Origin of the sequence: Kribbella rubisoli (assembly GCF_004217145.1) — a bacterium.
GTDB classification, from domain to species: domain Bacteria; phylum Actinomycetota; class Actinomycetes; order Propionibacteriales; family Kribbellaceae; genus Kribbella; species Kribbella rubisoli.
Map to the genome: position 1 here is coordinate 383,611 of NZ_SHKR01000013.1, position 18,917 is coordinate 402,527.

General features: G+C 67.5%; 23 protein-coding genes, 1 tRNA gene, 1 other RNA gene and 2 pseudogenes. 21 read left to right on the forward strand and 6 right to left on the reverse strand.

Going from position 1 to position 18,917, the window contains the following annotated elements; translation table 11 throughout:
* Positions 1 to 54: 54 nt before the first annotated feature.
* From EV645_RS21965 to EV645_RS22000, 8 genes are all read left to right on the forward strand, one after another.
* Positions 55 to 849 (forward strand): sensor histidine kinase, encoded by a 795-nt coding sequence (locus tag EV645_RS21965; RefSeq protein WP_242000559.1) that lies wholly within the window; start codon positions 55 to 57, stop codon positions 847 to 849.
* Positions 846 to 1,511 (forward strand): response regulator, encoded by a 666-nt coding sequence (locus EV645_RS21970; protein ID WP_130445853.1) that lies wholly within the window; start codon positions 846 to 848, stop codon positions 1,509 to 1,511. The genes EV645_RS21965 and EV645_RS21970 overlap by 4 nt, the downstream gene beginning before the upstream one ends.
* The gene (locus tag EV645_RS21975) at positions 1,504 to 1,755 is read left to right on the forward strand and encodes a DEAD/DEAH box helicase family protein (protein ID WP_198681775.1); all 252 of its coding nucleotides are present in this window, start codon (positions 1,504 to 1,506) and stop codon (positions 1,753 to 1,755) included. Before EV645_RS21970 ends, EV645_RS21975 begins: the two co-directional genes overlap by 8 nt.
* 93 nt (positions 1,756 to 1,848) lie before the next feature.
* On the forward strand, positions 1,849 to 2,283 hold the full coding sequence (locus EV645_RS21980) for a VOC family protein (RefSeq protein WP_198681776.1): 435 nt from the start codon (positions 1,849 to 1,851) through the stop codon (positions 2,281 to 2,283).
* 15 nt (positions 2,284 to 2,298) lie between these two features.
* Positions 2,299 to 2,709, forward strand: a complete 411-nt coding sequence (locus EV645_RS21985) for a YciI family protein (RefSeq protein WP_130445854.1) — start codon at positions 2,299 to 2,301, stop codon at positions 2,707 to 2,709.
* Positions 2,706 to 3,851: an RNA polymerase sigma factor gene (locus EV645_RS21990; RefSeq protein WP_130445855.1), complete on the forward strand. Its 1,146-nt coding sequence runs from the start codon at positions 2,706 to 2,708 to the stop codon at positions 3,849 to 3,851. Before EV645_RS21985 ends, EV645_RS21990 begins: the two co-directional genes overlap by 4 nt.
* 21 nt (positions 3,852 to 3,872) lie before the next feature.
* Positions 3,873 to 4,274, forward strand: coding sequence for a VOC family protein (locus EV645_RS21995; RefSeq protein ID WP_198681778.1), 402 nt, complete (start codon positions 3,873 to 3,875; stop codon positions 4,272 to 4,274).
* An 803-nt stretch (positions 4,275 to 5,077) separates the two neighbouring features.
* Positions 5,078 to 5,665, forward strand: a complete 588-nt coding sequence (locus tag EV645_RS22000; RefSeq protein ID WP_130445856.1) for a hypothetical protein — start codon at positions 5,078 to 5,080, stop codon at positions 5,663 to 5,665.
* A gap of 508 nt (positions 5,666 to 6,173) precedes the next feature.
* On the opposite strand, the gene EV645_RS22005 is transcribed toward EV645_RS22000, so the two are convergent.
* Positions 6,174 to 6,261: transfer RNA gene (locus EV645_RS22005), tRNA-Ser, on the reverse strand.
* 165 nt (positions 6,262 to 6,426) lie between these two features.
* Here EV645_RS22005 and EV645_RS43395 point away from each other — a divergent pair.
* The 3 genes and pseudogenes from EV645_RS43395 to EV645_RS22015 form a co-directional block, all read left to right on the forward strand.
* Positions 6,427 to 6,609, forward strand: a pseudogene (locus EV645_RS43395) (RNA polymerase sigma factor); the annotation flags it as partial.
* A 133-nt stretch (positions 6,610 to 6,742) separates the two neighbouring features.
* Complete coding sequence (locus EV645_RS43400) at positions 6,743 to 7,102, forward strand: sigma factor-like helix-turn-helix DNA-binding protein (protein ID WP_422386637.1); 360 nt, start codon at positions 6,743 to 6,745, stop codon at positions 7,100 to 7,102.
* Between the two features lie 10 nt (positions 7,103 to 7,112).
* Positions 7,113 to 7,637 carry a GNAT family N-acetyltransferase gene (locus tag EV645_RS22015; protein ID WP_130445857.1) on the forward strand — a complete coding sequence of 175 codons (525 nt, stop codon included), beginning with the start codon at positions 7,113 to 7,115 and terminating at the stop codon, positions 7,635 to 7,637.
* On the opposite strand, the gene EV645_RS22020 is transcribed toward EV645_RS22015, so the two are convergent.
* Positions 7,614 to 8,429, reverse strand: a complete 816-nt coding sequence (locus EV645_RS22020) for a TIGR03620 family F420-dependent LLM class oxidoreductase (protein ID WP_130445858.1) — start codon at positions 8,427 to 8,429, stop codon at positions 7,614 to 7,616. The two genes, EV645_RS22015 and EV645_RS22020, sit on opposite strands and share 24 nt — an antisense overlap.
* 107 nt (positions 8,430 to 8,536) lie before the next feature.
* Here EV645_RS22020 and ffs point away from each other — a divergent pair.
* Both ffs and nadE read left to right on the forward strand, forming a co-directional pair.
* Positions 8,537 to 8,633: signal recognition particle sRNA small type (gene ffs, locus EV645_RS22025), an RNA gene on the forward strand.
* Positions 8,634 to 8,661: 28 nt separating this feature from the next.
* Entirely contained in the window at positions 8,662 to 9,480 is an 819-nt protein-coding gene (gene nadE, locus EV645_RS22030) for an ammonia-dependent NAD(+) synthetase (protein WP_130445859.1), read from the forward strand.
* On the opposite strand, the gene EV645_RS22035 is transcribed toward nadE, so the two are convergent.
* From EV645_RS22035 to EV645_RS22045, 3 genes are read right to left on the reverse strand one after another with little or no spacing between them, the layout of a single operon-like run.
* Entirely contained in the window at positions 9,473 to 10,327 is an 855-nt protein-coding gene (locus tag EV645_RS22035; protein ID WP_130445860.1) for an alpha/beta fold hydrolase, read from the reverse strand. The two genes, nadE and EV645_RS22035, sit on opposite strands and share 8 nt — an antisense overlap.
* Positions 10,328 to 10,360: 33 nt before the next feature.
* Positions 10,361 to 10,759: an SRPBCC family protein gene (locus EV645_RS22040; protein ID WP_130445861.1), complete on the reverse strand. Its 399-nt coding sequence runs from the start codon at positions 10,757 to 10,759 to the stop codon at positions 10,361 to 10,363.
* Positions 10,760 to 10,761: 2 nt separating this feature from the next.
* Entirely contained in the window at positions 10,762 to 11,238 is a 477-nt protein-coding gene (locus EV645_RS22045; RefSeq protein WP_130445862.1) for a MarR family winged helix-turn-helix transcriptional regulator, read from the reverse strand.
* Between the two features lie 163 nt (positions 11,239 to 11,401).
* On the opposite strand from EV645_RS22045, the gene EV645_RS22050 reads away from it, so the two are divergent.
* The gene (locus EV645_RS22050) at positions 11,402 to 13,027 is read left to right on the forward strand and encodes a long-chain fatty acid--CoA ligase (protein WP_242000560.1); all 1,626 of its coding nucleotides are present in this window, start codon (positions 11,402 to 11,404) and stop codon (positions 13,025 to 13,027) included.
* Positions 13,028 to 13,092: 65 nt separating this feature from the next.
* Here EV645_RS22050 and EV645_RS22055 read toward each other — a convergent pair whose 3' ends face one another.
* Positions 13,093 to 13,908, reverse strand: a complete 816-nt coding sequence (locus EV645_RS22055) for a nucleotidyltransferase domain-containing protein (protein WP_130445863.1) — start codon at positions 13,906 to 13,908, stop codon at positions 13,093 to 13,095.
* 57 nt (positions 13,909 to 13,965) lie between these two features.
* Here EV645_RS22055 and EV645_RS22060 point away from each other — a divergent pair, with 57 nt between their 5' ends.
* The 7 genes and pseudogenes from EV645_RS22060 to EV645_RS42830 all read left to right on the forward strand — a co-directional run bounded on the left by EV645_RS22060 (position 13,966) and on the right by EV645_RS42830 (position 18,917).
* Complete coding sequence (locus EV645_RS22060) at positions 13,966 to 14,604, forward strand: nucleoside/nucleotide kinase family protein (protein WP_198681780.1); 639 nt, start codon at positions 13,966 to 13,968, stop codon at positions 14,602 to 14,604.
* Positions 14,605 to 14,721: 117 nt separating this feature from the next.
* Positions 14,722 to 16,221, forward strand: a pseudogene (locus EV645_RS22065) (DNA polymerase III subunit gamma and tau); the annotation flags it as partial.
* Positions 16,109 to 16,450: a hypothetical protein gene (locus EV645_RS43405; protein ID WP_242000653.1), complete on the forward strand. Its 342-nt coding sequence runs from the start codon at positions 16,109 to 16,111 to the stop codon at positions 16,448 to 16,450. The pseudogene EV645_RS22065 and the gene EV645_RS43405, both read left to right, overlap by 113 nt.
* 732 nt (positions 16,451 to 17,182) lie before the next feature.
* Positions 17,183 to 17,413 (forward strand): hypothetical protein, encoded by a 231-nt coding sequence (locus EV645_RS42320; protein ID WP_206751452.1) that lies wholly within the window; start codon positions 17,183 to 17,185, stop codon positions 17,411 to 17,413.
* 51 nt (positions 17,414 to 17,464) lie between these two features.
* Entirely contained in the window at positions 17,465 to 17,605 is a 141-nt protein-coding gene (locus EV645_RS42325) for a hypothetical protein (protein ID WP_198681858.1), read from the forward strand.
* Positions 17,606 to 17,862: 257 nt separating this feature from the next.
* The gene (locus tag EV645_RS42330) at positions 17,863 to 18,099 is read left to right on the forward strand and encodes a hypothetical protein (RefSeq protein ID WP_206751453.1); all 237 of its coding nucleotides are present in this window, start codon (positions 17,863 to 17,865) and stop codon (positions 18,097 to 18,099) included.
* Between the two features lie 260 nt (positions 18,100 to 18,359).
* Positions 18,360 to 18,917, forward strand: coding sequence for a YbaB/EbfC family nucleoid-associated protein (locus EV645_RS42830; protein ID WP_242000561.1), 558 nt, complete (start codon positions 18,360 to 18,362; stop codon positions 18,915 to 18,917).

Consider the following 18,917-nt stretch of genomic DNA (forward strand, 5'->3'; position numbering starts at 1 on the left):
CGTGCGCCGGGCGGATGATGCGCTTTGCCGAACAGCTTTGGGACAGTGGATGCTGTGACCCTCTTGTGGCTGCTCGTCGCTGTACTCGCCGTGCTGGCCGGTGTGCTCGCGTTCGCGCTCTTCCGGGCGCGGCGTGCCCACACCCGAGCGCTGGAGGAACGCGGGTGGTTGCTGGAGCGCGAACGGGAGACCGCGGCCCGCAACGCCGTCGACGCGGAGCGGGCGCGGATAGCGCACGACCTGCACGACATCGTGAGCCACAACGTCAGCGTCATGGTCATCCAGACCGGTGCGGCGCGGCAGGTCCTGGCAACCTCGCCTGGTGATGCGGAGGCGGCTCTGCTCGCAGTAGAGGCGGCGGGGCGCGACACCATGGCTGAACTGCGCCACCTACTCGGTCTGCTGGCGCCGAAGGCCTCAGGTGAGGATGACGAGGCCCTGTCGCCGCAGCCGAGTCTGAGCCGGCTCAGTGAGCTGATCGACCGGATCGCCTTTGCTGGACTACCTGTGGAAGTGCGGGTCTCGGGAGAGCCTCGACCGCTCCCGACGGGCCTCGACGTCACGGCGTACCGGATCATCCAGGAGGCGCTGACGAACGCGCTGAAGCACGGCGACGGTGTGAAGGCTGAGGTGACAGTCCGGTACGCGCCTCATGCTTTGCGCGTGGAGATCCTCAACACCGGGCCTAGCATCCTGACCGGCGGTCGACCGCCGGCTCCAGAAGGCGGTGGACGTGGTCTGCTCGGTCTGAAGCAGCGGGTGGCCGTGTACGGCGGTGACCTGGACGCCCGGCGTCGTCTGGGCGGCGGCTTCCGGGTCCGCGCCAAGCTGCCGCTGGAGCGCCCATGACTACCCGAGTGGTGATCGCGGACGACCAGGCCCTGGTGCGGACCGGCTTCCAGATGATCCTCAAAGCCCGCGGCATCGAGGTGGTCGGCGAGGCCGCGGACGGTGCGGAGGCGGTCGACGCCGTACGACGGCTGCACCCGGACGTCGTACTGATGGACATCCGCATGCCCGTCATGGACGGCCTCGAGGCCACCCGCCAGATCCTCGCCGGCCCGACCGACTGCCGCGTCCTGATCCTCACTACCTTCGACCTCGATCGCTACGTGTACGCCGCGCTCGCAGCCGGCGCGAGTGGCTTCCTCCTGAAGGACGTCACGCCGGAGCACCTGGCAGCCGCCGTACGCCTGGTCACCACCGGCGACGCGCTCCTGGCCCCGTCCATCACCCGCCGCCTCGTAGAACGGTTCGCCGTACCGGCCGCGGCGCAACCAGCCATCCACCGCGACCTGACCAGCCTGACGCCGCGTGAACTGGAGGTCCTCACCCTGATGGGCCAAGGCCTGTCTAATGCCGAGCTAGCCACGGAACTCGCCCTGAGCGAGGCCACCGTGAAAACCCACGTCGCCCGCATCTTCGCCAAACTAACCCTCCGCGACCGAGCCCAGGCGGTCGTCCTCGCCTACGAAACCGGCCTCGTCTCCCCAGGCAACCGCGATGCCTGAGCCGTGCTTCTTGGTGACCGGCATGCCCGGCGCCGGCAAGTCGACCGTCACCAGACTCGTTGCCGAGCAACTCCCACGATCGGCCCGCCTCGGCGGCGACGAGTTCAACCAACTGATCGTGAACGGCTTCGTCTGGGCACTCGCCGAGCCCGCCGACGAAGCAGCCCGCCAGGTGGAACTCCTCCACCGCAACCTGTGCGCCCCAGCCGACCGCTTCGACTTCGACCGCGCCCGCGTGAACTAATTCCAGGACTCTTCGGCTGAGGATGTCGAGAACCTGGTAGTGGCTTCGTCCCGGGGGTGTAAGAGGTCGCGAAGAGCTAGGAGAGACACCGTCATGATCCAGATGGATAACGTCGGCATTGTTGTTGAGGACATGGATGCCGCCGTCACCTTCTTCATCGAGCTTGGGCTGGAGTTGGAGGGGCGGACGCAGGTCGAGGGGCCGTGGGCGGACAAGACGGTCGGGATCGACGGCATTCGCTGCGAGATCGCGATGATGCGGGTTCCGGACGGGCACGGACGGCTCGAGTTGTCGCAGTACCTGACGCCCGTGGCGAGTCCCGCCGTACCGGAGAACGCGCCGTACCACAGCGTCGCCATGCATCGCGTCATGTACCGCGTCGACAACATCGAAGAGCTGCTGCCCCGCCTCCGCGAACACGGCGCCGAGCTCGTCGCTGAGGTCGTGCAGTACGGCGACAGCTACCGGCTCTGCTACGTCCGCGCCCTCGGGGGCGTCATCGTCGGCCTCGCCGAACAGCTCAACTGAGACAGGGAGAATCTGATGGCCAAGTACTTGCTACTCAAGCACTACCAGGGCGGCCCGGCCCCCGTCGTCGATGCCGGTCCGATGGACCAGTGGACGCCGGACGAGGTCAACGCACATGTGCAGTTCATGACCGACTTCGGCGCCCGGCTGGAGGAGACGGGCGAGTTCGTCGACATGCAGGCGCTGACGCCCGACGGCGCGTTCGTGCGGTACGGCGGGGAGGGGCAGCCGCCCGTGACCGACGGACCGTTCGCCGAGACCAAGGATCTGATCGCCGGGTGGTACGTGATCGACGTGGAGTCGTGGGACCGTGCGGTGGAGCTGGCTGCTGAGCTGTCCGCGGCCCCAGGCCCCGGCGGCAAGCCGCTCCACGAATGGCTCGAGGTCCGGCCGTTCTGGGGCGAGCCGCCGACGGTCACCGAGTGAACGAGCAAGTGCTGCGGGACCTCGTGCCCGCGGTGATCGGTGTTCTCGTACGGCGTGGAGCTGACTTCGCGCCGGCCGAGGACGCCGTACAGGATGCTCTGGTCGAGGCCGTGCGCGTCTGGCCGGACGACCCGCCGCGGGACCCCAAGGGCTGGCTGGTGACTGTTGCCTGGCGCAAGTTCCTCGACGCGACCCGCGCCGAGAACTCGCGTCGGCACCGCGAGGAACGGGTCGAGTCCGAGCCGACACCCGGCCCGGCTGGAGCGTTGGATGACACGCTCCAGCTGTACTTCCTGTGCGCGCATCCGTCCCTGACTCCGGCATCGTCGGTCGCGCTGACGCTGCGCGCGGTCGGCGGTCTGACCACGCGTCAGATCGCCCAGGCTTACTTGGTGCCTGAAGCAACGATGGCCCAGCGGATCAGCCGGGCCAAGCGGACCGTCTCGAGCGTCCGCTTCAACCAGCCCGGCGACGTCGCCACGGTGGTCCGCGTGCTCTATCTGGTCTTCAACGAGGGGTACTCCGGTGACGTAGACCTCGCCGCCGAGGCGATCCGACTCACCCGGCAGCTGGCGGCCATAACCAACCACGAGGAGGTCGCCGGCCTGCTCGCACTCATGCTGCTCCACCACGCCAGGCGCCCAGCACGGAGCCGCGCCGACGCCAGCCTCGTACCGCTCGCAGAGCAGGACCGCAGCCTGTGGGACACCCGTCTGATCGCCGAGGGCGTCGACGTACTCCAGACTGCACTAGCCCGCGACCGCCTGGGCGAGTTCCAGGCCCAGGCCGCAATCGCGGCCCTCCACGCTGACGCCCAGACCGCCGAGGAAACGGACTGGGTGCAGATCGTCGAGTGGTACGACGAGTTGGTGCGCCTCACCGACAACCCGGTAGCCAGGCTCAACCGAGCCGTCGCACTAGGCGAAGCAGACGGCCCACGCGCCGGCCTAGCCGCTCTGGCCGACCTGGACCCTGCCTTACCTCGGTGGACCGCCGCAGCGGCCTACCTCCACGAACGCGCCGGCGACCCAGCCACAGCAGCCCACCTGTACGCCGAGGCCGCCCGCACAGCCCCCAACCTCCCCGAACGCAACCACCTAACCCGCCAAGCCGCCCGCCTCAACACCCAACTACGCAGCTAACCGCGGGCGTACCGTCACGGCATGACGCAACCACGAATGCGAATCGGGGCCGTCACAATCACGGCCGCACCGCCGCCGCACACCCGCGAGTTGGCCACCTTCTACGAGCGCCTGCTCGGCTGGCAGATCGTAGACGAAGGCCCGAAGGGTGGCTGGTTCCAGCTCCACCCACCCGAGGGCGACGCAGACAGGACGCTCCCAGGCATCAACATCGAGTCCGACCAGGAGCACAACCCGCCAGTCTGGCCCAGCAAGCCCGGCCACCAGAACGCGACAATGCACCTCGACATCAACGTAGACGACCTAGACGAGGCCGTCACCCGGGCCCTCCAAGCAGGCGCCACCCTCGCCGACAACCAGCCCCAACCCCAAGTCCGAGTAATGCTCGACCCCCACGGCAACCCCTTCTGCCTATGCCGGTAACCCGGGAGCCGGTGACGTTCTCACGCCTGCTGAGAGCTCTTGACACCCCCGAAACATGCAGAAGTGCCCGGACGCTGAGCGTCCGGCCCTCCGTCGTTCTCCGAACCATGCTCTGACCTGCGGAGACGCGACTATGTGTGCCTCAAGGAAACTGGCGCACGATACGAGATTCGAGGTGGTGAGGGGCTGGCCCCAACACGCCTTCCAAGACGACGATTCCCAATCAAGTCCGGCCGGGCCTTTCGGACTGAGTCTGAGGCTGTCGTCCCGTTGGACGATGGCGAACGCCCACGTACGGCTGTGGATGAGACCCACTCTGAGACCCACCCGGCGCACTGGTGTCAGCAGCTGGTCGCGTCCGAAGGGCTGGAACACGCCAGGTGATAGGCGTAGCGCAACCTGGCGGAGGTGAACATCCGGCCAGGGTTGCCCTTCGTCGGTTCAGGTTAGGAGAGCGGACCGGCTACATAACCTAGGCCGATCGTCCAAGCAGGTTCGAGCGTGGTTCCTGTGAACAGCCGCGCGAACTTGCGCACGCGTGCCTCCTTCCCGCCTCGCGGCAGCCTGGCTCCTGGGGTGATGTCCTCTAGTTCCAGACCAACGAGCCTTGCTAGCAGTAGTGCGAGGACGATCAGAGCCAAGGCGCCGATCGGAATCGAACCGATCTCCGTAATCCCTAGCCTCAACCGACGACTTGGTAACGATATCGGTTCCAAGCAGTTGATACCAGTGATGTATCAGCTGCGGCATCGCTGGCTCTCTTGTGGGTCAGCTGGCACAGCCGCCAGGGGGTTTGGGGACTGATGAGCAATCCCGATGGGTCTCGTACCGAGGCAGAGAAAGACCGGAAGAGGGAGAGAAGGAAGGAATGGATCACCCATGGGATTACCCTGCTAGTTGCCATAATCGCTGTTGGGAGCACCTGGTTGGTGGCCCGCGCAACCACGACCGCGGACAAAGAGAAGGAGGCTCGCGCTAGTAGATCTGAGGTCTACGCCGACTATCTGAAGGCGGCGGCGACGTATCGGGATCGTGGCTATGACGCCTGGCGAGCAGTCGATGCGCGAGCTAAGGATCCGAAGATCCCGTATAACGCAATCAGGCCCACACTTGCGAACTTCGAGATCGCACGCCGCGCGTACCGGGACCAAGCAAATCGAGTGGCAGTGTATGGCAGCCCGAAGGCGTGGGCGGCGCAGAAGACAATCACGAGTTCGATGCTTTCAACGCTCGCTCCGGTCCAGGTCGCGGATAAAGTGGGAGGGCCAGATTTTAAGCTCTTCAACGCCGGTTATAAAGAATTCATCATGGTGTTCTGCGAAGATGCGCAGGCGATGAATGTACCTGATTGCCGCCCCGCCCGTGGAGAGGATGTCGGTGCCACGCGATGAATGCGATGGCGTTTGACCCCGGCGCGCCCCGGTGACCGTGCCAGAAAAGATAGCCTTTGTGCTGCTGGTGGCCCGAAACTTGGTCAGCTAGTTAATCTGGACCGGCGTCACTACATCACCGGTAGTCCGCCTAGAGCGAAGGGCCGTTGCCGCTGCTTGTCGCCGACGGGATTCGAGATGGCCTGCACGGTACATGGCCACATGGTGTTCTCGCTCGGTGTGCCGAACCGCGCAGTGGTGGACGTGATGAGGTGGTCGTCCTCGACCCTGGTGGAACACTGCCAGCGAATCATGGCGAGGTACGGGTCGACGTCGCGGAGCCGGTCGGCAGATTGCTCTGGGCGCTCAGCGGAGAGGGGGCCAAGGGCGCTCGGGCTCGGCTTGAGAGAGCTGTTGAGACGCTGAAGGATCAGAGGGCCGGTCGCACACGCGACCCGCCCTCTTCTCTGTCCATCGCCCTAGCGTGGTAACCGCCGTCTAACCTGCGGTTTCTTCACTCTGGGAGTGGTGGCGGAGGATACGAGATTCGAACTCGTGAGGGGTTGCCCCCAACACGCTTTCCAAGCGTGCGCCCTAGGCCTCTAGGCGAATCCTCCAAGCGGAGAGGATACCGAAGGGGGCGGGGGAATCCGAAATCGGGGCGTGAACCTTGGAGGTGGGTTGGGCGACTGTGGGGGTGAAGGAGGTGACGGGTGGAGCGGAGTTGGGTGGCGGTGGTGGCGCGGGCTCAGCTGGGGGACCGGGAGGCGGTCGCTGAGCTGGTGCGGGGGTGGCACGGGCCGGTCTGGGGGTCTGTGCGGCAGATGCTGGGCCGCGATGACGTGGCCGACGACGTGTCGCAGGAGGTCTGGCTGGGCGTCGTCCGCGGGCTGTCGCGCCTCAAAGAGCCGGACCGGTTCGCCGCGTGGCTCTTCACGATCGCCCGTCGCGGCGTGGTCAACCAACTGCGGGACAAGTACGCCGACCAGCCGCAGCTCACGCAGTACGACGAACCCGATCCGGCGGACCACGTGGTCGATCGGATCGACGTACCGGCGGCTTGTGGGCGGCGTGCCTCTGTTGGAACGGGACGTGCTCGTGTTGTTCCACCTGGAGGACCTGAGCCTGGAGGAGTGCGCCGAGGTGCTGGCCGTACCGGTGGAGACCGTGAAATCACGCCTGCACCGGGCACGCGATCGCCACCTGGATCGCCTTCGGTTTCGCAGTACTGCTTGCGGCCGGACTGGCGCTTGTCGGTCACGGTGCGCTCGGCGTCCCGTTCGTCCTCGTGACGCTGGCAGGTGTCCTCTACACCGACGTGCAGAAGAAACGATTGGAGCGACGGTGAAACCCATCGGACCGTTGGCGATAGCTCTCAGACGCTTCGGCAGCAAACGAGCCGGTATAGCGATCGCAGCGCTGCTAATTGTGCTGCTGGTGGTCGGCCTGCTCATCTAGGGTCGGCCGCATGGATGAGCTGGTACTGCGGCCGATCGGCCCGGGAGACGATGACGCGCTGCAGGAGCTGATCGAGTCCGATCCTGGGTACACCGAGCGCATCACCGGCTACCCGCCTGGCCCGGCCGACGCGCAGAGCCTGCTGCTGATGCGGCCGGAGGACCTCCCGGAGGAGTCGAAGGTCGTACTGGGCGCCTTCGCCGCGGACCAGCTGGTTGCAGTCGTCGACCTGCTCAGGGGCTTCCCGAACGACCACACCGCCTTCATAGGTCTGCTCGAGGTCCACGCCAAGCACCAGAGCCTCGGCTACGGCAGGACGACGTACGACCTCGTCGAGCGGTACGTCGCGACCACGTGGCCCGAGATCCGCACGCTGCGCCTCGCCGTCGTCGACACCAACGCTGAGGTCGCCACTGGCTTCTGGCAGCGGCAAGGATTCGAGCCGACCGGTGAGGAGCGCCCATACCGGTACGACAAGCTCGAGTCGATCGCCCGCCTCTACGAGAAGCCGCTAGCCGAGCAGAGTGGGAGCTAGCGTCCGCCACTGCTCGATCGGCTGAGGACCGGTCACACCAGTGAGCACGTTCACCGCGACATGGTCGGCACCAGCGTCCAGATGCTCGGTCAGCTTGGCCTTGATATCGGCCGGACTACCCCACGCCGCCAGCGCGTCGACCATGTGGTCCGGCAGCTCAGCCTGATCGCTCTCACCGAACCCCTGCCGCTTCAACGACGCGATGTACCCCGGAATGCGCGTGAAGAAGCTGATCGTGTCCCGAGCGATCGCCCGCGCCCGGTCTGCGTCCGTTTCGAGTACGACGAGGTGGCTGACGGCCAGGAGCTTGTCCGGGCCTAGCACCTTCCGCGCCTCGGCGGAGTACGCCGCACTGGTCAGGAACGGGTACGCACCGGCAGTCCGCTCGCCGGCCAACGCCAGCATCTTCGGACCGAGCGCAGCGAGCAGCCGACGCTCCACAGGTACGTCCAGCTCGTCCAGATACGAGTTGAGCGTGGCGATCGGCTTGGGACCGTGCGCTCCACCAAGGCCCGCGGTGAACCGTCCCGGCGCGGTCGCTTCCAGTGCGGCGTACGTCGTACTCACGTCAGCCGCGGTGTAAAGCGTCACCCCCAGAATCCCGCTGACGAACTTGATCGCAGTCGTCGCTCCGACCAGGTCGACGATCGTCTGCAGCCCGGGCAGCGGACCGCCGGACAGCCAGATCGCCGGATACCCGAGCTCCTCCGCCGCCTGTGCCGCGGCAATCGAGTCAGCACTGCTGTCAAGCCCGGTCGTGATTCCGAAGGGGCCGAATTGATGATCCGTCACTCATCCAGAGTGAACCTGGATCGGGTCAGGCGGCCAGGCTGTTCGCTCAGAGCGTGTGCGGTGGGAGTCCGATTCCCGGTTGGCCAGAGGGATCCCGTACACTCATGGCTGGTTCCCCGCGTGGCGGTATCTCGCCCAAACCCCCCAGGGCCGGAAGGCAGCAAGGGTAAGTGAGCTCTTCCGGGTGCGCGGGGAATCCTTATGTCCGGGGCCTGGCGTCGTGAGGAGTCCGATGAATCCCGAGAGCCGTTACCTGCAGGAACTGATCATCGCCGAGCTCGGCGTGCCCGCGAGGTTCGACGTGGACACCGAGATCGAGCAGCGGGTGGAGTTCCTGGCCGACCGGCTCCGGACGACCGGCGCGGCGGGCTACGTGCTCGCCATCAGCGGCGGCGTCGACTCCGCGGTCGGAGGGCGGCTCGGGCAGCTAGCGGTCGAGCGGATCAGGTCCGAGGGCGGTCAGGCGACGTTCATCGCGATGCGGCTGCCGTACGGCGTGCAGGCCGACGAGGCGGACGCGCAGCGCGCACTTCAGTTCATCAAGCCGGACGAGACGCTGGACGTGAACATCAAGCCGGCCACCGACGCCATGGTCGAGTCGGTGCGGCACGCCGGGCTCGGTGACCGCGAGGACTTCCACGTCGGCAACATCAAGGCACGCCAGCGCATGGTCTCGCAGTACGTCGTGGCTGGTGCCCGCGGCGCGCTGGTCATCGGCACGGACCACGCGGCGGAGGCGGTGATGGGCTTCTTCACCAAGTACGGCGATGGCGCCTGCGACCTGACGCCGCTGTCCGGTCTGAACAAGCGTCGCGTCCGCGCGGTCGGCGAGCGGCTCGGTGCGGACCCGGAGACCACCGGCAAGGTGCCGACGGCCGACCTGGAGACGAACAACCCCGGCGTACCCGACGAGGCCGTGCTGGGCGTCACCTACGACGAGATCGACGACTTCCTCGAGGGTCTCGACGTCGACGACAAGGCGGCGAGCACGATCATCGCTACCCACCGCCGCACCGCTCACAAGCGCGCAGTACCGCTCGCGTTCAGCTGAGCAAGAACTCGGTCACCAGCTCGGCGTAGAGGTCAGGCTGCTCGGCGTGCGTGAAGTGGCCGGTGCCGGCCGCGTAGTAATAGGTGCCATTCGGTACGCCGGAGCGGAACAGCTGGATCTCCTGCTCGCTGGTGGCCGGGTCGTACTCGCCCTTGATCAGTAGAGCGGGCTGGGTGAGCTGAGCGAAGTACTGCAGGACTGGCTGGCCGAAGCTGGCCGATCTGGTGATCTGGTCGTGGAAATGGCCGGAGCGCGAGTGGTACTCGTCGGAGATCTCGGTGTCCGCCGGCAGTTGGAGATCCCGGGCGTCCGGACCGGTGTAGATCTCCATCCTGCGGTCGCCGAGCTGAGCGATCACTGCGATGCGCTCGTCCCACATGGCCTTCGTTGCCGGACCAGTGTGGGGTGGCGGGGCCTCCACGCCGGGGAGCAGTGGGAGCGCTGCGCGTAGGAGCGTGTCGCTGGCCAGGACCATGTCCCAGCCCGGGTTCTCGAAGACGACCTTGGTTACGGCGTCCGGGTGAGCGACGGCGTACCGGAGTGCCAGCCGACCGCCGTACGAGTGGCCGAGGATCGACCACTGCTCCACTCCAAGCTTCTCGCGGAGTGCCTCGAAGTCGGCGATCAGGTCCTGCTCGCTCACCGGTCCGGTCAACGGGTCGGACTGCTGTACGCCGCGCTGGTCCACTGCGATCAGCCGGAAACTCTGGCTGATCCGATCGCCCTGGAACGCCAGAAAGTCGTAGGAGCCCGCGCCAGGTCCTCCATGGATGAACAGCAGCGGCGGCGCATCCTGAGGTCCGCGCTGGTCGACGTACAGCCTGGTGCCACGGATCTCCATGAGCATGGCAGGGAGCGTACGGCGGCAGCGGGTCGACCGTCAGGCAGCGTGGCTGAACTGGCGGACGCGGTTGGCGAGGCGGGCCAGGCGGATGGTGGCGATGTTCCGGTACGCCGGGCGCAGGACGTTCGCCAGCGGACCGGACTGCTCGAACGTGTGGGTGACACGGCTGTCCGGGCCGATCGTCCACGTCCCGACCTCGCGGAACCCGGGCACCTGCCAGCTGATCTCGATCCGGTCCGGCTCGACCACCGTGTACTGCAGCTCGCCGGCGAACCCAGGCCGGACTCGTAGCGCATAGCTGCTGCTGAGATCCGCCTCGGCGGGCCCGTCGATGGCCAGGAACGCCTCGTTCCACTCCGGGAGCGCGAGCGCGTCGAGCAGGACGTGGCGGATCGCCGCGGGACCGGCGTGGATGATTTCGGTGGCCTGTTCCATGACTAGTTCTCCTGAGTGGCGAGTTCGGGATCCCGGCGACGGGCCAGGGCCGCGCCGGCCGGGAAGGCGCCGGCGAGCGTGCGGAGCGTGCTGATGGTCTCGTCGAGGGCCTGTCCGGCGACGAGGTCGTCCATGGTGCGGTGCAGCCGGTTTTCCGCGGTCACGATGCGGCGGTGCAGGGCCCGGCCCTGCGTGGTGAGGCTGAGCGTCAGGTAACGCCGGTCGACCTTGTCGATGCCGCGTTTCACCAGTCCTTGGGCGACGAGGCGATCGACGAGGCGGCTCGGGCTGTTGCCGGTCTCGCAGACGAGCAGTCCGCCGAGAGCGTTGAGCGTGAGCGGACCGTGGTCCCTCAGGACGCGCAGAACCTCTGCCTGGGAAGGCGTTATGCCCAGTGGGCGCAGCTCGGCGGCGAGCAGCCGATTGCCCTCACGCTGGATCGCCAGCACGAGATAGCGAAGCTCCTCGACAACCTTCATGGCCGATATGTTACACGACACGTATGTCATGTCATCTATCAGACGCGAGTGTTTCGGAATCGGTCGGTAGCTGTTGCCTCAGGCGACGGGTTCCGGAAGAGTGCCGGAGAAAGTCCGGTTGAGGTCATGGCCAAGGCGCCGTGGCGGCTGGCACAGTGTCTGCATGAAGGGTCTGATGCAGAACTACCAACTGTCCCTGGACACGATCTTCCGCCGGGCCGAGCAGTTCTACCCGGACAAGACCGTCTACACCGGCGGTCCGGCGCCGACCAAGAGGACGTACGCCGAGTGGGCCGAGCGGACCAGACGTCTGGGCGGCGTCCTGGACACTCTCGGGATCACCGCGGACGGCCGCGTGGGGACGTTCGCGTGGAATTCAGGGCGCCACCTCGAGCTGTACTTCGCCGCGCCCTGCACGGGCAGGGTGCTCCACACGCTCAATATCAGGCTCTTCCCCGACCAGATCGTCTACATCGCGAATCACGCCGAGGACGAGGTCGTGTTCGTCGACCGCTCGCTACTGGGGGCGTTCCTGCCGCTGCTCGAGCGGCTCCCGGAGGTCCGGCACGTGGTCGTGATGGACGACCTGCCGCCTGGGGCGCCGGGTGCGGAGGTCCCGGACGACCCGCGGTTCCACGACTACGAGGAGCTGCTGGCCGCGGCGGAGCCGGTCGAGTTCCACGTCGAGGACGAGAACCAGGCCGCCGCGATGTGCTACACGAGCGGTACGACGGGGCACCCGAAGGGCGTGGTCTATTCGCATCGGTCGACCTGGCTGCACTCGATCGGCGTACTGACGAACTCCGGGATCGGGCTGACCGAGACGGACACCGTGATGCCGGTCGTGCCGATGTTCCATGCGAACGCTTGGGGTCTGGCGCATGCCGCGCCGATGGCCGGCGCGTCGCTGGTGTTCCCGGGTCCGGACATGACTCCGGCGGGGATCCTCAAGCTGCTCAAGGAGCAGGAGGTCACGCTGTCGGCTGGGGTGCCGACGATCTGGCAGGGGCTGTTGCCGTTGCTCGACGGCGTCGAGTTGCCGAAGCTGCGACGCATCCCGTGCGGCGGTTCTGCCGTGCCGCTGGCTCTGTCGGAGGCGTTCCGGCAGAAGCTCGGCCGGCCGATCCTGCAGGCGTGGGGGATGACCGAGACGAGTCCGGTCGCGACCGCGTCCCACGTTCCCGCGCGGTACGCCGACCTTCCCGAGGAAGAGCAAGCGCACCTGCGTGCCCGGGCCGGTCTGCCGCTGCCAGGAGTCGAGGTGCGCATCGTCGAGCCCGGTTCGATCGAGGCGCTGCCGTGGGACGACGAGGCCACTGGTGAGCTCCAGGTCCGTGGCCCGTGGATCGCCGCGGAGTACTACCGTCCCGACGACGGCGCCCAGCTGAACACCGAGGACGGCTGGATGAAGACGGGCGACGTTGCTGCGATCGACCAGTTCGGTTCGGTTCGGATCGTCGACCGGACGAAGGACCTGGTGAAGTCCGGCGGCGAGTGGATCAGCTCGGTCGAGCTGGAGAACCTCCTGATGGCCCATCCGGCAGTGCGAGAAGCCGCAGTTATCGGTGTGCCACATCCCAAGTGGGACGAGCGACCGCTCGCGTGCATCGTCGTCCAGGAGGGTGCGACAGTGACCGGCGAGGACATCCTTGAATACCTACGCCCGCTCGTCGCGAAGTGGTGGGTCCCGGATGCGGTCGAGTTCATCGACGAGGTCCCGAAGACCTCAGTCGGCAAGTTCTCCAAGAAGGATCTCCGGACCCGCTTCGCCAACTATCACCTGCAGTGAACCCAGGTTGGTTGCCATAGGCATGCGAGGTGTATGCCTACGGCAACCATCAGGAGTTGCCTGGGTCAGGCGAAGTCGACCTGGAAGTGATTGCGGAGGTGAGTGAGGGTTGCGGCGACGAACTCGGCCGGCCAGGGGTTGTTGGTCAGCTTGGCCAGGGCGGTGCCGCGGGTGATGAACTGACGGCAGATGTACTGATTCGCCGCGATGATGTCGGCAGGATCGGTGCCGGCAGCGGGGATGGCTTCGAGAGCGGCGCGTTGTTCGTCGGAGAGTAGGGCGTTGAGGCGCTTGGCGCCGGTGGTCCGGCGTACGCCGCGTTCGGCCAGCATGAGCGCGACGAGTTGATCGCGGATCGCGCCTACGCCCTGGTTGCCGACGATCCGCTCGTCGCGGCCGAGGACCGTGACGAGGTTCCCGAGGAAGTAGAAGAATAGGTTGACGTTCGGCGCCGGCCAGTACGGTTCGCCGGGCAGACCGCCCTTCGCAGCGATATTGCCGTCCGGAAACAACGTCCCTTCCCGGTCGAACAGCACTCGCACACCGTCGTAGTGATTCCGTTCGAACGACGCCAACGGGTGCACGAACAGATCTACGTGCAACCAGTCCGGCGTGATCCCCAATCCGCCAATCAAACCCGGGACCTCGTCCGTCAATACGGTCGGGCCGGTGAGCTCGCGCAGTACGTCGTCCCAGCTCTCCCTGAACCAGTCCAGGCTGTCGTCGGTCACCACGAGATGTAGGTCGACATCACTGAACCGATCGGCGGCGCCCGTCGCATAGCTCCCGATCAGGTACACCCCGAGCACCCGCTCGTCCCGCGGCAGAACCTCTTGAGCCCGCGCGATAACCCCTTGCTGCCGCTCGTCCCCAGTCACCATCACGCCACGCTAAACCGTGTCTGGCCTTTCCTCAGGTCGGGGCACTACGGTCGCAAGGTGACGACCCGGCAGGCCATGCTGAAGCAGTTGGTCGAGGTCATCGACGATATTTCCCGCGATCGTCCGGTGCGGGTCGCGGTGGACGGGCCGGACACGGCCGGCAAGACGACGCTGGCCGACGAACTCGCCATCGCTTTGTCCGGCATCCGTCCAGCGATCCGGGTCAGCGTCGACGACTACATCCGGCCGGTCGAGGAGCGGCCGCAGTCTCTGGGCGTGGCATCAGCCGGCTATTTCGATGACAACTTCGACCTGGCTGCATTGATCGCCGGACTACTGATTCCGCTAGGGCCGGGCGGTGATCAGGGGTATCGGGACGCGGACGGCGCGACCGGCACCGCGCCGTACGACGCGGTGTTGCTTGTCGATGGAGTGTTTCTGTTGCAGACCGCGCTGCGCCCGTACTGGGATGTCGGCATCTACCTGCACATCGGCGAGGACGAGATGCTTCGGCGCGGCCTGCTCCGCGACCGCGACCGATACGGCGGGGAGGACGCCGCTCGGGAGGTGTTCGAGACGCAGTTCATCCCGGGCTGGCGTGCGTACCAGGCGCAGTGCGACCCGGCCGTTGCCGCCACCGTCGTCATCGAGCACCACGACCCGGCTCACCCGGCGATCCAGGTCCGAAGTACCTGATCCGGTCCCGGGCGCTGGGGCCGCCGAGGTTGTGCGATTGTGATCGTTGGACGCGACCAGTCGGGCAGCGGGGTGCGCGGGCGAGGAAATGTCCGACGGCAGCGCTAGGGTTGCCGGGTGGAAGCGCCCCTTGCCTTGTATCGCCGGTATCGCCCGGAGACCTTCGCGGAGGTGATCGGGCAGGATCATGTCACGGCGCCGTTGCGAAACGCGTTGAGCAACAACCGGGTCAATCACGCCTACCTCTTCTCCGGACCGCGCGGGTGCGGAAAGACCACCAGTGCGCGGATCCTCGCCCGCGCGATCAACTGCGAGAAGGGCCCGATCGCGGAGCCGTGCGGGGTGTGCAAGTCGTGCACCGACCTGGCGCGCGGCGGTCCCGGCAGCATCGACGTGATCGAGATCGACGCGGCGTCGCACGGTGGTGTGGACGACGCCCGCGATCTGCGTGAGCGCGCGTTCTTCGCGCCGGTCGAGAGCCGCTACAAGATCTACATCATCGACGAGGCGCACATGGTGACCACGCAGGGCTTCAACGCCCTGCTGAAGCTGGTCGAAGAGCCGCCGCCGCACCTCAAGTTCATCTTCGCCACCACCGAGCCCGACAAGGTCATCGGGACGATCAGGTCGCGTACGCACCACTATCCGTTCCGCCTGGTGCCGCCGAAGGTGCTGGCCGACTACATGGCCACGCTGTGTGTGTCCGAGGGCGTGGCGATCGAGCCGGCCGCGCTGCCTCTGGTGGTGCGCGCTGGTGCGGGTTCGGTGCGTGACTCGCTGAGCGTGCTGGATCAGTTGATCGGTGGGGCCGGGCCGGGTGGGGTGACGTACGAGCTGGCGGTTGCGCTCCTTGGGTTCACTCCGGACTCGCTGCTCGATGCGTGTGTGGACGGGTTTGCGGCGCATGACAGCGCGGCGGTGTTCGAGACGATCGAGAAGGTCATCGAGACCGGTCAGGACCCGAAACGGTTCGCCGAGGACCTGCTGCGACGGTTGCGCGATCTGGTCGTGCTGTCCGCCGTACCGAATGCTGTCGCGTCCGGTCTGATCGAGGCGGCCGAGGACCAGGGCGAGCGCCTGCAGACCCAGGCCGCTGGGATTGGGCCGGCTGAGCTGACGCGCGCGGCGGACATCGTCGCCGCTGGCCTGCTGGAGATGCGCGGCGCGACTGCGCCTCGCCTCCAGCTCGAACTGATCTGCGCCAAGGTCCTGCTCCCTGGCGCCGACGACTCAACCAACGGCATCCAGGCCCGCCTGGACCGCATGGAACGCCGCCTGGCCATAGGCGCCCCAGCCGGTACGCCGGAAGCCGCGCACTCAGGTGCCGCAGGTACTGCGCCTACGGGCCAGCTGCCCGCGTCCGGTAGAGGTACGCCGGGCGTTGGCGCTCCTGGTGGTGGGGCGGACTACGCGGCATCGGGCGCGTCCGGAGCAGACGCAGTAGCAAGCCGGGCGGCAGCACGAGCCGCTGCAACCGCTGGCGGATCCCGAGCCACCACCGCTGGTGGCGCCGGGGACGCCGGCCCTGCCGGAGCATCAGCTGCTGGAGCTGCTGGAGCTGCTGGAGCTGCTGGAGCTGCTGGAGCTGCTGGAGCCGGTGCAGGTGCTGGCACTGGTGGTGCAGGCGCGGCCGGTGGACCTGGGGCGGTGGACACGTCTGGTGAGGCGGGCGCGGTTGGCGCGCCCGGTGGAGCGGGAGTCGCCGGTGGCGCCGGTGCAGCTGGTGGCGCTGGTGGTGCAGGCGCTGCCGGTGCAGCTGGTGGTGCGGGCGCTGCCGGTGGATCTGGTGCGGTGGACTCGTCTGGTGGGGCGGGTGCAGTTGGCGCGGCCAGTGGAGCAGGAGTAGCTGGTGCGGGTGACGGAGCCGGTGGAGCTGCGGCTGTAGGTGGTGGAGTCGGTGCGGGGGGTCCAGGTGCAGGGTCTGTTCCGGCGAGCGCGGAGTCGGCTGGCGCTCCGAATGCAGCTGCCAGCCCGTCGGCTGGTGGTGTGGGTTCGGCTGGTGGCGGTGGGCGCACAGGTGCTTGGGGTGACGGTCCCGAGGCTTCGACTAGCGCTGCGGCTCCGAGTGAGGTAGCTGCTGGTGGTGCAGGATCCGCGGGGAGGGGCGCCGCGGCGGCCGCGTCCGGCGGGGCGGCTGGTGGGGCGTCCGGGGGGCCGGTTGGGTTGGCAGATATTCGGCGGTTGTGGCCTGAGGTTTTGGAGGCTGTGAAGAGCAAGCGGCGGTTTGCTTGGATCATGCTCAGCCAGAACGCGCAGGTGATCGCGATCGACGATCAGACGTTGACGCTCGGGCTGGTGAACGCGGGGGCTCGGGAGAGTTTTGCGCGGTCCGGCAGTGACGAGATTCTTCGGCAGGCGATGAACGACACGATCGGCATCGACCGCCGCGTGGAAGCCGTCGTCGACCCGTCCAGTGATCCGGGCGCCGGTGGTTCTGGTGGCGCAGGTGGTGCTGGGGGTTCCGGTGGTCGCCCTGGCGGCGGGCACGGTGCGCCAGGTGGGACCGGCGGTGGTGCGCAGGGCGGATTCAGTGGAGCCGGCCAGGGCGGACCGGGTGGTGGTGCTCAGGGTGCGTCCGGTGGTGCGCCGGCCGGTGGAGGCGCGCCGGGTGACGGTGGTGCTGGAGGCTCGGGGACAGGTGGCTTCGGGCCGGGTGGAGGCATGGCTGGTCCGGGTGCAGGTCCGGGCGGAGGTAGCTCCGGCATGGCTGGCTCGGGTGCCGCGGGTCCGGGTGGAGGTGGCCCAGGGCTGGCGGACGCTGATGGCTCGGGTGCGAGTGGCGCTGGTGGGGATGCTGCTGGCGGCGTAGGCGGCCATGGGCTGGGCGCTGTGGGCCGCGCTGACGGGGCCGGGACGGCTGGTGGTGCTGACGGGGCTGGGGGAGTTGGCGGGTTCGGAGCTGATGGGCACGGGCAGTCGGGGGCTGGGGCCGTGGATGGCGCCGGTGGGTTCGGCGGTGGTCCAAGCGCTGACGGTCCTGATGGCTCTGCGGGTGGAGTAGGAACGGCCGTGCCGGGTGGGGCTGGCCGAGCCGGCTCCGGCGGAGCCGGAGGGCCTGGAGTTGGAGGGGCAGGGCAGCCGGGCGGTGGTGGCGCAGGTGGGGCGCGGACCGGTGCCGGTGGGTCGGGGACCGGTGGGCAGAGTGGGGCGTGGGCCGACGCGGGGAGTGTTGCGCTGCGGGAGCCGCCGGATTCGGAGTACGACATGCCTCCGGAGCCGGATCCTTGGGAAGCTCCTGGTGCTGTTCAGCAGGCTCCGGTGGATCGGCGGGAGCAGGCGGCCAGTAAGCGGCGGGCGGCGGAGGCTGCTGTAGCGGCTGAGCAGGCTCGGGCTGCGGCGCGGGCGCCGGTTGTGCCTGAGGTGCCGTTGACGCCGGAGGAGGAAGCTGCCTCGATCGGCGAGGACGACGTGGTGCTGGATGACGATCCGCGGACGCATACCGATCTGCTGAGGGAGACCCTTGGCGCCCAGATGATCACCGAAGAGCCCAACTGAGTTCAGCTGAAAGTCACTCCCACAGGCTCGTCCACAGCTGTGGTGATAGCGGCGCGGTGGGTGTCCACATGATCCACAACCCTGTGGGAAAAGATGTCCACAAGGCTGTGGATAACTTTGGGGAGACTGGTCGGTTTCTGGGTGTTCGCTGGGTTGTCCGACCGACCGGCTAGTGTTGAGTCTCCGGTCGTCGGACGCGTTTCGGGGGCCGGGTAGGCAAGCTCGGGGCTCGGGAGAGCGGTTCGGACGAGGAGATCGCAGTGTTCGACGGTGGCGGTGCTGGGGGCTTCGACATGTCCAACCTGCTCGCGCAGGCGCAGGCGATGCAGAACCAGCTGATGGAAGCGCAGGCAGACCTCGAAGGTCAGGAGATCGAGGGGTCGGCCGGTGGTGGTCTGGTGACTGCTCTGGTGTCGGGCACGGGCGAGCTGCTCAGCCTGGACATCAAGAAGGAGGCCGTCGACCCGGACGACACCGAGACGCTGGCCGACCTGGTCGTCGCCGCGGTGCGCGACGCCTCCGAGAACGCGAAGCAGGCTGCTGCCGCCGCGATGGGTCCGCTGGCCGGTGGCCTGGGCGGCGCGTTCGGTGGCGAAGGCGGGATCCCCGGCTTCGGCGGTGGCGCTCCGACCGGGCAGTCGGCGCCGGCAGGTTTCGGCCTGCCCAGTGCGCCCCCGGCAGTCGAGTCAGGGTCAAGCGATGACTCTGAGAGCGGCACGGACGAGAGCCGGAGCCAGGCGCAGGACGAGACTCGTGGCGGCGTCGGGTTCGTGAACCCGGGAAGCGAGGCCGGCGCGTCCGGTCAGAACCCGGTCTGA

Excerpts from the sequence above, each read along its gene's own strand:
- EV645_RS22000 (WP_130445856.1), top strand. The coding sequence starts at position 5,078 with ATGAGCAATCCCGATGGGTCTCGTACCGAGGCAGAGAAAGACCGGAAG.
- EV645_RS22015 (WP_130445857.1), top strand. The coding sequence starts at position 7,113 with ATGGATGAGCTGGTACTGCGGCCGATCGGCCCGGGAGACGATGACGCG.
- nadE (WP_130445859.1), top strand. The coding sequence starts at position 8,662 with ATGAATCCCGAGAGCCGTTACCTGCAGGAACTGATCATCGCCGAGCTC.
- EV645_RS21970 (WP_130445853.1), top strand. The coding sequence starts at position 846 with ATGACTACCCGAGTGGTGATCGCGGACGACCAGGCCCTGGTGCGGACC.
- EV645_RS22050 (WP_242000560.1), top strand. The coding sequence starts at position 11,402 with ATGAAGGGTCTGATGCAGAACTACCAACTGTCCCTGGACACGATCTTC.
- EV645_RS22045 (WP_130445862.1), bottom strand. The coding sequence starts at position 11,238 with ATGAAGGTTGTCGAGGAGCTTCGCTATCTCGTGCTGGCGATCCAGCGT.
- EV645_RS22040 (WP_130445861.1), bottom strand. The coding sequence starts at position 10,759 with ATGGAACAGGCCACCGAAATCATCCACGCCGGTCCCGCGGCGATCCGC.
- EV645_RS21985 (WP_130445854.1), top strand. The coding sequence starts at position 2,299 with ATGGCCAAGTACTTGCTACTCAAGCACTACCAGGGCGGCCCGGCCCCC.
- EV645_RS21980 (WP_198681776.1), top strand. The coding sequence starts at position 1,849 with ATGATCCAGATGGATAACGTCGGCATTGTTGTTGAGGACATGGATGCC.
- EV645_RS21975 (WP_198681775.1), top strand. The coding sequence starts at position 1,504 with ATGCCTGAGCCGTGCTTCTTGGTGACCGGCATGCCCGGCGCCGGCAAG.
- EV645_RS22035 (WP_130445860.1), bottom strand. The coding sequence starts at position 10,327 with ATGCTCATGGAGATCCGTGGCACCAGGCTGTACGTCGACCAGCGCGGA.
- EV645_RS21995 (WP_198681778.1), top strand. The coding sequence starts at position 3,873 with ATGACGCAACCACGAATGCGAATCGGGGCCGTCACAATCACGGCCGCA.
- EV645_RS22055 (WP_130445863.1), bottom strand. The coding sequence starts at position 13,908 with ATGGTGACTGGGGACGAGCGGCAGCAAGGGGTTATCGCGCGGGCTCAA.